The 13,139-nt window shown below is 45.0% G+C and carries 8 protein-coding genes; all 8 read left to right on the forward strand.

The features are described 5' to 3' along the window. Window positions 1-39 precede the first annotated feature (39 nt). The 8 genes from ACOJUN_RS22385 (at window position 40) to ACOJUN_RS22420 (ending at window position 13,084) form a co-directional block, all read left to right on the forward strand. The gene (locus tag ACOJUN_RS22385; protein WP_422134070.1) at window positions 40-2,454 is read left to right on the forward strand and encodes a hypothetical protein; all 2,415 of its coding nucleotides are present in this window, start codon (window positions 40-42) and stop codon (window positions 2,452-2,454) included. A 192-nt stretch (window positions 2,455-2,646) separates the two neighbouring features. After that, complete coding sequence (locus ACOJUN_RS22390) at window positions 2,647-3,906, forward strand: hypothetical protein (protein WP_422134071.1); 1,260 nt, start codon at window positions 2,647-2,649, stop codon at window positions 3,904-3,906. 189 nt (window positions 3,907-4,095) lie between these two features. Beyond that, window positions 4,096-5,574 carry a hypothetical protein gene (locus tag ACOJUN_RS22395; protein ID WP_422134072.1) on the forward strand — a complete coding sequence of 493 codons (1,479 nt, stop codon included), beginning with the start codon at window positions 4,096-4,098 and terminating at the stop codon, window positions 5,572-5,574. 170 nt (window positions 5,575-5,744) lie between these two features. After that, window positions 5,745-7,313, forward strand: coding sequence for a hypothetical protein (locus ACOJUN_RS22400; protein ID WP_422134073.1), 1,569 nt, complete (start codon window positions 5,745-5,747; stop codon window positions 7,311-7,313). 96 nt (window positions 7,314-7,409) lie between these two features. Beyond that, complete coding sequence (locus ACOJUN_RS22405; protein ID WP_422134074.1) at window positions 7,410-8,687, forward strand: hypothetical protein; 1,278 nt, start codon at window positions 7,410-7,412, stop codon at window positions 8,685-8,687. Window positions 8,688-8,780: 93 nt separating this feature from the next. Beyond that, window positions 8,781-10,262, forward strand: coding sequence for a hypothetical protein (locus ACOJUN_RS22410; protein WP_422134075.1), 1,482 nt, complete (start codon window positions 8,781-8,783; stop codon window positions 10,260-10,262). Window positions 10,263-10,413: 151 nt separating this feature from the next. Then, entirely contained in the window at window positions 10,414-11,688 is a 1,275-nt protein-coding gene (locus ACOJUN_RS22415; protein WP_422134076.1) for a hypothetical protein, read from the forward strand. Window positions 11,689-11,857: 169 nt separating this feature from the next. Beyond that, a complete protein-coding gene (locus ACOJUN_RS22420; protein ID WP_422134077.1) occupies window positions 11,858-13,084 on the forward strand; it encodes a hypothetical protein in 1,227 nt (408 codons plus the stop codon). Window positions 13,085-13,139 lie beyond the last annotated feature (55 nt).

Raw genomic sequence — 13,139 nt, forward strand, 5'->3', positions numbered from 1 at the left:
TTCCTGACCGGTATTGTGAAAGACAGATATTGGGGTGACATGAACAAAATACATTGCACACTGGCTATTTGCAGGCTGCTCTTATTCTGTCTTATGATGCAGGCGACAATACAGCAGGCAATGGCCGTGGGTAGTCTCAGTGAGCCCATTTCACTGAGTTCGCTGCTACCCTTGATGGCCACTGTTTACCGGAATATTCCCGAAGCAAAGAACCTGTTGCCAGAACAGAATCCGTCTTATCTGAACAACGTCGTAAAATACATTGATCCAACTGAACATTGTCACCGACCCTGGTTTTTTGCGAGCAATGGCCATGACAGATCGGATAACAATGACCTTGACCCGGTAAAAAAACCGTTAACCCGCCTCCTCCCTGCTCCCTTCCCCCTGTCAATCCGTTACGCTGAGCCCGGCATTTCGGTTTTATTTCAGGATTCAATCTGGCTAAGGCTTAATCAGGAAGAATCGCTGGCTCTTGTGCCTGCGGAGTTTCCTGCCGTGGCGAAAGTCAGCGATATGGCCGATGAAAACTGGCCGCAACTCATTGCCGTTGAGTCTGTTTACAGTGATACCGGCGGTGTCAGATCTGTCTTCAGGTGGGCTAATCAATGGCTGCTGAACTCGTTATCTGATGACCCTTTATTAAGATTTATCGCACTCATTCACGGGGTAGCCTTTCATGTGCAGGACAGTCATGGACAAGTGTCATACATCATCCAACAAAACGGCAAGCTGTTATTCATCAGCAGGCTCGAAGCCTGCCTAAGGTTCAGTCAGTATGGCCAAAGTTTTCTTGAGTCGCTGTATCCGGAGATTTTCGGCCCGTCGCTGCCAGCGGGTGGTGGCTGGCATGAATGGAACCGCTTCATTCGCAAGCAGCCTTTTCATCCCCATGAGAGGCCTGAACAGGATGCCAATATCCGTTCTGGTGCTCAAAGGCCCTTAAATCCTGCAGGTGGAAATAATGAAAGAAACGATGGATCAACGGGTTCTGACACTCACGCAATGGGTCACTCAGAACGCAGCTCAGAACAAACCCCGGAGCCCTGCACAGCATCTACCGTAAGGAATGGAAGGCAAGAGCAGATAAACCAGCAACGCCAGTATTGTCATATTTGCACCGAGCCCATTACCAGAGGTCCCTCAGACTGTGAACACAGCTGCCCACCGGCCTTCATGAAGAACCAAAAAGTGGCGAAAAAGCGCCGTTTACAAGAAGTAAAAGAGCATTCTGAACCCACCATACCAGCTAAGAAGCCCCGCACTTTTGCGACAGCCTCACGTAGCCAGTCATGTAGCCAGTCACTTAGCCAATCACTTAGCCAAAGTCTCGCTGAGACCAGTGAACACATTGAACAAGATAAACATATCCCACAGCAGATCACTCCCTCCACGCCATACCCTGATACTTCCGGTTACAGACGCGTATATACCTTGATGGATAATGATATCCAGCGCAATTATCGCGCGAGACATGCCAATGTACCGGTGACGGTTGAACCGGAAACTGTCCGGATTGGCAACCAGAATCTGATGACGCTGGATACTTCGCAGCCCTTTGTTGACAAAGCCCTGGAGTCACACAGGAGCAATTGGGAAGAGTTTAACTTCGACTACCTGATTGACTTTTTACGTAAAAACAACACCATCGAATACATTGTTGATATTGGCTGTGGTGGCGGACAAACATCCCTGTTAGTACAAAACGTTCTCAACGAAGAGAAGTTCAAGATCAAAGTAATTCCCGTAGACGTTTACAATTATTACGACGATGAAGCTGTCAAGTCACTGCCCATCAACATAATAGCGGCCCAGGAAATTGTTGGCGCTACACCGGCAAACACTCTGTTTATCGCCATACACCCTTTTACCGGCCTCTACACTGAATCAAGAGAGCTAAGCAGGGACATTACACAGGGGAAAACTGACTATTACATCACCACACTCATAAAAAACAATCCCGGCTGTTTTGTCCTGGCCACCGAAGACCGCTGTGCCTCCTCACCGCAGCGTTATATTCCCCCGGAACTGGTGTACACCAAACATTATCAGGCATTCGTATACAGGATTCCGTTGGAGACCGATGAGGCCAGGACCTTTCGTCAGGCGAAAGCTGCGGAAATGAATTCAGAAAACGGTGATATCTACCGGCTAAACCAGTTACTGGCAAAACTGCCTGAACAGCGCCAGAGTTATCTGGCTTCGATCGACAAAATTACAGGTCGGGAACAACAGCGAATACTCAGAACGCCTTCTAAATTCTGGCCGGATGCCATCTTCAAGTTGCATCTTAATGGCAACCTGTTTAAAGAAGTTGGCAGAACTCTCAGAAGTATCAAACGTGAAGTAAAAAATAATAAATTGGAGATGCTTTGCTGGCATGTTTATCGCCAGGATATCAATACCTCAGAAGTTGCCAGCCAGGCTGTTAAAGAACCCTCTTGCTCAAATTGAAGCTACCAGACAGGTTCGGATGTATAGCTCTCAGAAACCCTGTGAATGCAGCCCCCACAGAAGAAGATTCGGTTTATGGATTGAACCAAAAACTTGTACCTTGGTCTAAATAGATAAGCACTGATCATTATCGGATCAAGCTGAATAAACGTTTTTAATCTTTTTGCATACTCATCGACAAGGAGAACAGTCATGATCAGAGGTATGGACACTTTCAACTCTCTCGTTCCGACGACAATACAGGGCAATACTGAAGAAACTCCCCCTGGTAAACCTGATGATGTTACGCAAAAACATGACATCACCCCTTATCTGAAAACCGACAGCAAAGAAATTCAACAACAGACCGTCGATCTTTCAAGCCGAACGGTTACTGAGTTGAAGACGCCTTCCAGACCTTATTACGGTTCATCCAGATCGATTAATGTCATTATGGATAATAATGCCATTGGCAATTACTTTGCTACCTATGCCCATCTATCGGATAAGGATAAACCGGAAACGGTCCGAATTGGTGGTCAGGAACTGATGACACTGGATCCTTCGCAATCATTTATTGATCCTGATCTGGCGGAGAAAAAAAGCTTTTTGGATTCATTTAACTTCAACTTCCTGGTTGATTTTTTGAAAAAAAACGACAAAATTGAATACATTGTTGATATTGGCTGTGGTGACGGAAAGATATCCCTGTTAATGCAAAATCACCTCAGGGCGCTTGGATCGAAGATCAAAGTCGTTCCTGTGGATGTCAACAATTCTCACACTGAATATAACGACAACAAACCAATCCCCTTCAACTTAATTCCGGCCCAGGAAATTGCTGGTGCTTCACCGGCAACTACCTTGTTTACCGCCATACACCCTTTTACCGAGCTGGGGTCTACAGCAAACAGACTGAGCAGGGAGATTACACAGGGAAAAACTGAGTATTACATCACCACAGTGATAAAAAATAATCCCGGCTGTTTTGTCCTGGCCACCGAAGATCTGCACACATCCTCCCCTCAGCGTTATATTCCTCCGGAATTGGTGTACACGAAACATTACCATGCCTACCCGATTTGCTTTGGCATGGTCTGTTCTGAACCAATGTCTGTTCGTCAGGAAAAAGCCGCAAAAATGAATTCAGAAAACGGTAATGTTAGCCAGTTAAACCAGTTGCTGGCAAAACTTCCCGAACAGCGGGATAGTTATCTGGCTTCAATCTCCAAGATTACAGATAATATAAAAGAGCACATACTCGAAGAGCCAGAGGTATTCTGGCCAGATAACATCTTCAAGTTGCATATTGAAGATACATTATTAAAGGCAGCTATCAAACCTTTCGAAAGCATCCAATATGAACTCACCAGAAATGGATTGGAGCTGCTTTGCTGGCATGTCTATCGTCAGGATATCAATGCCTCAGAAGTTTCCGGCCAGGCTGTTAAAGAACCCCCTTTTTCAAATTGAAGCTACCAGGCAGGTTCGGATGTATAACTCTCAGAAATCCTATGGATGCTGGCCCCTAGAATAGGGTTCGGTTTTGGATTGAACCATTAACTTGTTCATTGGTCCAAATAGATAAGCACTGATCATTATCGGATCAAGCTGAATAAACGTTTTTAATCTTTTGCATACTTATCGACAAGGAGAACAGTCATGATCAGAGGTATGGACACTTTCAACTCTCTCGTTCCGACGGCAAAACAGGGCAATACGAAAGAAACTCGTCCTGGTAAACCTGATGATGTTGCTCAAAAACATGACATTACCCCTCATCTGAAAACCGACGGTAACGAAATTCAACAACGGACTGTCGATTTTTCAAGCCGAGCCGTTACTGATTTGAATTCAGGTATAAACAACTCTGACACCAGCCCATTGCCCAAACCGCGCGAGGCAGATGCAAAAGTAGCCAGCAAAACTGAGACAGAGCCAAAAGTGGCGAACAAACGCAGTGCACAAGAAGTCAATGAACGTTTTGATCCCAACGTACCAAAGAAGCGCAAAACTTTTAAGATGACCTTGCACAACCAGAGCGTCCCTGAGACCAGTGAACACATTGGACAAGATAAACGTCCCACACAGCAGAACACTCCCTTAACGCCATACCCTGATACTTCCGGTTACAGACGCGTATTTGCCTTGATGGATAATAATACCCGACACAATTACTGTGCGAGACATGCCAATGTAACGGCTGAGGTTGAGCCGGAAACTGTCCGGATTGGCAACCAGAATCTGATGACCCTGGATACTTCACAATCATTTGTTGATCCAGACCTGGAGTCAGACAGGAGCAATTGGGAGGAGTTTAACCTCAGCTACCTGCTCGATTTTTTGGATAAAAACAAAACCATCGAATACATTGTTGATATTGGCTGTGGTAGCGGAGGAATATCCCTGTTACTGCAGAACGTTCTCAACGAAAAGAATTTCAAGATCAAAGTAATCCCTGTAGATGTTTACAATTATCACGACGATGAAGCTATCAAGTCACTGCCCATCAACATAATAGCGGCCCAGGAAATTGTTGGCGCTACACCGGTAAACACTTTGTTTATCGCCATACACCCTTTTACCGGCCTCGACTATGAAGTAATAAAGCTAAGCAGGGACATTACACAGGGGAAAACTGACTATTACATCACCACACTCATAAAAAACAATCCCGGCTGTTTTGTCCTGGCCACCGAAGACCGCTGTGCCTCCTCTCCACAGCGTTATATTCCCCCGGAACTCGTGTACACCAAACATTACCAGGCATTCGTATACAGGATTCCGTCGGAGACCGATGAGGCAAAGGCCCTTCGTCAGGAGAAAGCTGCGGAAATGAATTCAGAAAATGGTGCTATTTACCGGTTAAACCAGTTGCTGGCAAAACTGCCTGAACAGCGGGATAGTTATCTGGCTTCGATCAATAAAATTACCAGCTGTCAACAGCAGCAAATACTCAGAAAGCCTTCTGAATTCTGGCCAGATGTCATCTTTGAGTTGCATATTAATAATGACTTATTAACGGAAGTTGGCAGAACTTTTGAAAGTATCAAACGTGAAGTTGAAAATAATCAATTGGAGATGCTTTGCTGGCATGTCTATCGTCAGGCTATCAATCCCTCAGAAGTGGCAAGCCAGTAGGCGAAAAAAGCCCGATTTTTAAATTGAAGGCCCCAAACGGCACAGTTATCCCTGAAGAGCCTGAGTTGAACTAAGCGGTGATATTTTGGTCTAAACAAACAATTACAAATTTTAACCCGTTCAAGGTGAATAAAGTTATTGATCTTGTTGCATAGACGTGGAGACTAGTCATGATTCGTAGTACGGGCACAGCCAATTCTCCCATTCAGACGGCAAAACAGGGCAGTACAGAAAAAAAAACCTCTGGCAAACCTGATGATATTGCGCAAAAAAATAACATCACCCCGAAAACCAACGGCAACGGAATTCAACAACGACAAACCATAAGTCTTTCGAGCCGAGTGATTACTGATTTAAATTCGGACTCAAACAACCCTGAAATCAGTCCATCACCCTCCTCTCTGCACGAGACTGTCGAAAAAGTAGCAAGCAACGCTGTGACAAAGCAAAAAGTGGGTAAAAATCGTCGTTTACAAGAAGCAGATGGGTATTTTGAGCCACTTTTTAACGCTGTATCAGCGAAGCGACCCACTTTAGCGACAGCCTCGTATTGCTATAGCATCCCTGAGGCCAGTGGACCTATTGGACAAGGCAGAGGTGCCACACAGCAGATCCCTCCCTCCAGAGCATACCCTGGCCATCCAAGGTACGAGTCTGCCTTCATGGATAACAGTCCCCGCAGCAATTTCTCTGCAACCTATGCCAATGTACCCGTTACGGTTAATCCGGAAACTGTCCAGATTGGCAACCAGCGGCTGATTACGCTGGATAGGTCGCAGCGATTTGTTGATTCAACCCTGGCGGAAGACAGAATTGATTCGGAACTTTATAACTTCAGTTTTCTGGCTGATTTTTTACGCCAAAACAACACCATCGAATACATTGTCGATATTGGCTGTGGTAATGCAGAAGCATCCCTGTCAATGCAAAACTATCTCAACGAAAAGACATTACCAATCAAAGTGATTCCTGTGGATGTCAGCAATGCTTATGCCGGTAAATCTGACGTCGCCACGACACTGCCCATCAACCTGATACCGGCCCAGGAAATTGCTGGCGCTTCACCGGCAACCACTTTGTTCACTGCTATTCACCCTTATACTGACTCTGGCTCAGTAGCAAGGCAACTGAGCAGGGAGATTGCACAGGGGATGACTGACTATTACCTCACCAGGCTGATAAAAAACAATCCCGGCTGTTTTGTCCTGGCAACCGAAGATCCCTACCTCTCCTCGCCCCAGCGTTATATTCCTCCTGAGCTGGTTTACACCAAACATTATCAGGCATTCGCGAATGACATGAAGCTGGATGATTATGAAACAAACCCCAACCAAGAGGCAAAAGCCATGAGAATGAATGCAGAAAAAGGTGATATTCACCGGTTAAACCATTTGCTGGCAAAACTTCCTGAAGAGCGGGCCCATTACCTGGCCTCGATCCCTGCAATTAAAGAAAAATTACAAGTGGAATTGCCCGGAAAACCTGAGCGAGCCAGGCCAGACAAGATCTTCAAGTTGTATCTTGACAAGATGGCATCTACCAAGGGTTTCAGGTTATACCGTGATATTAAATATGACCTGGTAAAAAATGGATTGGAGATGCGTTGCTGGCATGTCTATCGTCAGGATATCAATGCCTCAGAGGTTTCCAGCCAGGCTGCTAAAGAGCCGTATTTTTCAAATGGAAACTACCAGACAAACTACCAGACAGTCCGTTTTATGAATGGAACTCAGTATTAATATTTTGGTCTGAAGAGAAAACGCAAAACTTTTATCAGTTCAAACTGAATAAGGATTTTTGATCTTATTGCTTATTAATCAACATGGAGAACCATAGTGATTAGAGATATGGAGACTTCTCATTTAAACGTCAAGACGACAGAACAGCTCAGTACTGAAAAAACTCCCCCTGACAAACCTGTTTATTGCAGGCAAAAACAAGAGGTCAACCCTTTTCTGAAAACCGATGGCAACGAAATCCACGAGCAACAAGTCTTCAGTCTTTCCTGCCGTAACGTTGCTGATTTGAAGACTCCTTCCAGGCCATATCCCGGTACTTCCAGATGTACATCAGTCTATATGGATAATAATCCCCGGGGGAACTACTCGGCTACCTATGCCAATCTACCGGAAACAGTTACACCGGAAACAGTCCGGATTGGTAATCAGCAACTGATCACGCTGGATACTTCGCAACCATTTGTTGATTCGGATCTGGCGGCAGAAAGGCGCTTTTTGGGATTGTATCACTTCGACTTTCTGGTTAATTTTTTATACCAAAACAACCAAATTGAATACATTGTTGATATTGGCTGTCACCGCGGAACAATATCCTTGTTAATGCAAAACTATCTCAATGAAAAGGGATTGCGGATCAAAGTAATTCCTGTGGACGTCCGTAATGATTATGCCAATGAAGCTGACGGTGCCAGGGCACTGCCCATCAACCTGATCCCGGCCCAGGAAATTGCCAATGCTTCACCCGCAACCACTTTGTTTACTGCCACACACCCTTATACCGGCTCAGGCTCAGGAGCAAGAAGACTGAATAAGGAAATTAGAGAGGGGATCGCTGACTTTTATCTCACCACACTGATAAAAAATAATCCCGGCTGTTTTGTCCTGATCACCGAAGATCCTTATGTATCCTCACCACAGCATTATATTCCCCCGGAACTGGTGTATAGCAAACATTACTACGCATACCCGAACTTCCTTGTTCCAGCGGCTTGTGAGACAGAGAAAGCCATTCGTCAGGCAAAAGCTGCAGAAATGAATGCGCAAAGCAGTGATATTCACCGGTTAAACCAGTTGCTGGCCAAACTTCCTGAAATGCGGAACAGCTATCAAGCTGAGATTTCTGCATTGAAAGACCAATTACAGCCGGAAATAGTCAAAAAGCCCGATCGATTTTGGCCAGATGAAATCTTCAGGTTATATCTTGATAAAAGGTCCTTTACCGAAGGTGTCAGACCTTATGATGATATCCAATATGACGTAAAAAGAAAGGCATTGGAGCTGCGTTGCTGGCACGTCTTTCGTCAGGATATAAATACCTCAGAAGCCTGTGGATACAGCCCCCCAGAACAAAGTTCGGTTTATGGATTGAACTAATAACTTGTACCTTGGTCTAAATCTATAAGCACTGACCATTAATGAATAAACGTTTTTAAACTTTTTGCGTGCTCATCGACAAGGAGAACAGTCATGATTAGAGGTATAGAAAACTCTGTCGTTCCGACGACATTACCGGGCAATACTAAAGAAACTCGCCCTGATAAACCTGATGATGTTGTACAAAAACATGACATCCCCCCTCATCTGAAAACCGACGGCAACGAAATTCAACAACAGAGCCTTGATCTTTCAAGCCGAACCGTTACTGATTTGAATGCAGATATAAAAAGCCCATTACCCAATGCGCGCGAGGCAGACGCAAAAGTAACCAGCAAAACTCAGACAAGGCAAAAACTGGCAAACAAACACAGTTCACAAGTATTAAAGCAATGTTTTGATCCCAGCGAATCACAAAAACGCAAGACTTCTGAGACAGCCTCGCACAGCCAAAGTGCCCCTGAGGCCAGTGAACACGTTGGACAAGATGAACGTCCCTTAGAACTGAACACTCCTCGCAAACCCTACCCAGGTAGTTCCAGGCGTCGACGTGAAGCCCATATGGATAATAACCCCTGGGGCAACTACTATGCGACCTATGCCAATGTACCGCGTACGTTTAGACCGGAAACTGTCCAGATTGGCAACCAGAAACTGATAACGCTGGATACATCACAATCATTTATTGATCCGGATCTGGAAGGAGACAGGAAAGATTTGGAACACCATAACTTCAGGTACCTGGTTGATTTTTTGAACAAAAACAACGAAATCAAATACATTGTTGATATTGGCTGTGGTGACGGAAAAAAATCCCTGTTAATGCAAAATTATCTCAAAGAAGAGGGAGTTCAGATTAAAGTGATTCCTGTTGATATTGCCAATGCTTATGACAATGTATATAACCACAACAAGCCACTGCCCATCAACATTATCCCGGCTCAGGAAATTGCTGGCGCTACACCAGCAACCACTTTGTTTACCGCCATACGCCCTTTTACCGAAGAGGACCGGGAAGCAGAGCAACTGACCAGGGAAATTGCACAGGGAAAAACCGATTATTACCTAACCACACTCCTGAAAAACAATCCCGGCTGTTTTGTACTGACCACCGAAGATCCGTACGCATCTTCACCCCAGCGTTATATTCCCCCGGAAATGGTGTACACCAGACATTACCATGCATTCGCAAATGCCTTTTCGCCGCACAATTATGAGACATTGTCTGATCGTCAAGCAAAGGCTGCGGAGATAAATGCAGAAAACGGTGATATTTACCGTTTAAACCAGTTGCTGGCAAAATTTCCTACTAGAAATCGGGATATTTATTTGTACTCGATCCCTCTAATCAGGATAAGGTTGCAAAAGGACTTACCCGGAGAACCTGAGCAACTTTCGCCAGAGAAAATCTTCAATTCGTATCTTGATCAGATGAGACTTTTCGAGCCTGTAAAACCATTTCTTAGAATTAAATATGACTTAGCAGTAAAGAATTTAGAGATGCGTTGCTGGCATGTTTATCGTCAGGATATTACTACCTCAGAAGTTACCGAGCAAGGCACTAAAGAGCCCTGATTTTTTAAATTGAAACTAATAGACAGCCCGGTTTATGAATGGAACTCTCTATTGATATTCTGGTCTGAAAAGTAAGGACAACCTTTAAACCAGTTCATTCTGAGTAAGCGTTTGTAGTCTTATTACATGCTCATCGACAAGGAGTATAGTCATGATTAGAAGTATGGACACTGCCAATTTCCAGGCTCCGACAACAGAACAGGGAATTACAAGAGAAACTCCCCCTGACAAAACTGATCATGTCAGGCAAAAACATAACATCGAGCCTCAATTAAAAACCGACGTCGATGGAATTCAGGAACAACAGGCCGCCAGTCTTTCAAGCCGTACCATTACTGGTTTAAACCCTCATTCTGCGCCGTACCCTGAAACTCGCTCCTATGCTTGTACCCTTATGGATAATAATCCCCGGCGCAATTGCTGTGCGAGACATGCCAATGTATCGGGTACGGCTGAACCGAAAACTGCCCAGATCGGCAACCAGAAGCTGATAACACTGGATACTTCGCAATCATTTGTTAATTCAACCCAGGAGGCAGACAGGGAGTATTTGGAACTCTTTAACTTCAGCTTCCTGGTTGATTTTTTGGACAAAAACAGCGGAATCAAATACATCGTTGATATTGGCTGCGGTAACGCAAAAATATCTCTGTTAATGCAAAACTATCTCAATGAGCTGGAACGTCAGATTAAAGTGATTCCTGTGGATATCGCAAATTTTTACAGTCGTTCCTATGCAGTTTTCTTCAACAAGCCACTGCCTATCAACATAATCCCGGCCCAGGAAATTGCTGGCGCTACACCGGCAACCACTTTGTTTACCGTTTTACATCCTTTTACCGGCACGCCTTCAGAAGAAGAAAAACTCTCCGGGGAGATCGTAAGGGGGGAAACCGAGTATTACATCACCACACTCATAAAAAACAATCCCGGTTGTTTCGTCCTGGCCACCGAAGATCCCTATGCATCCTCACCCCAGCTTTATATTCCCCCGGAACTGGTATACACCAAGCATTACCATGCATTACTGAATTGCGTTTCGTCGGAAGATATTGAGACAAAATCCCTTCAAGAGGCAAAAGCTGCAGAGATGAATGCAGAAAATGGTGATATTGACCGGTTAAACCAGTTTCTGGCAAAACTTCCTGAGCAACGGAGTCATTATCTCGCTATGACTTCTGCAATTACAGAGAGATTACAACGGCAAATGGACTTAAAACCCAGGCTATTCACGCCGGATTACATTTTTAATGCTTATCTCTGGGGAAAAAGGTTAGACAATAAGGCAATCAGGTCTCGCGCTCATATCAAATCTGTCCTGGAAAATTATGGACTGGAGCTGCGTTGCTGGCATGTTTATCGTCAGGACATCAGTGCCTCAGAAGTGACCAGCGAAACTGCGAAAGAGCCCTACTCTTCAAATTGAAGCTGCCAGACACCCTCTCTGGCCTGGGAATAGCCGTCAACAACGCCCGGTTTATGGATTGAACTAATAACTAGTACTTTGGTCTAAATATGTAAGCACAGACTAAAACCGGCCCAAGCTGAATAAAATGTTTGATCTTTTTGATGACTCATCGACAAGGAGAAATGTCATGATTAGAAGTATGGACACTGCCAATTTACAGGCTCCGACGACACAACAGGAATTTACCAGAGAAACTCCCCCTGACAAACCTGATCATGTCAGGCAAAAACATAACATCGCCCCACAATTGCAAACCGACGGCGATGGAATTCAGGAACAACAGGCCGCCAGTCTATCAAGCCGAACCATTACTGGCTTGAACCCTCATTCTGCGTCGTCACCTGAAACTTACTGGGAATGTGAGCATATGGATAATAATCCCCAGCGTTATTGCTGTGCGAGCTATGCCAATGTATCCGGTACGTCTGAACCGAAAACTGTCCAGATTGGCAACCAGCAACTGATGACACTGGATACTTCGCAATCATTTGTTAATCAGGCCCTGGAGGCAAACAGGAGTCATTTGGAACTCTATAACTTCAGCTTTCTGGCTGATTTTTTAAGCAAAAACAGCGAAATCGAATACATTGTTGATATTGGCTGTGGTTATGGAAAAATATCCCTGTTAATGCAAAACTATCTCAAAGAGCTGAACCCCCAGATCAAAGTAATTCCTGTAGATATCGGAAATGCTTATGCTATGCAGGATGGAACTTACTGTGACGACCCGCTGCCCATCAACATAATCCCGGCTCAGGAAATTTCTGGCGCTAATCCTGCGACCACTTTGTTTACCGCTATACACCCTTATACCGGCTTGCCTTCGGAAGAAGTACAACTTTGTAAAGAGATTGCACAGGGGAAAACTGACTTTTATCTCACCACACTCATAAAAAACAATCCTGGTTGTTTTGTCCTGATCACCGAAGACCCGCACGCATCCTCACCCCAGCAATATATTCCCCCGGAACTGGTGTACACCAAACATTACCACGCGCTCGCTCAAAGCATTACGCTGGAGGAGCGTGAGACAGAACCCCGTCGCCAGGCAATAGCCGCAGAAATGAACGCAGAAAACGGTGATGTCTACCGGTTAAACCAGTTGCTGGCAACACTTCCTTCGCAGCAGGGTATTTATCTGTTTTTTACCTCCATAAATACAGAAAGGCTTGAACGGGAAATATCCTTAGCACCCTGGCAATACTCGCCGGATTATATCTTCCATTCGGCTCTTGAACCCATGTCACAGGACGTGGGGATTAGATCCTACGAAAACATCAAATCTGAGGTCGCAATACATAACCTGGGGCTGTTTTGCTGGCATGTCTATCGCAAGGATGTCAGTGCCTCATAAACTTCCAGCCAGGCGGCTAAATCAAATTGAAGCTACCGGAGGGCTGTCGACCGGA

It is taken from the genome of Endozoicomonas sp. ALD040, assembly GCF_049275945.1.
Classification (GTDB): Bacteria; Pseudomonadota; Gammaproteobacteria; order Pseudomonadales; family Endozoicomonadaceae; genus Endozoicomonas_A.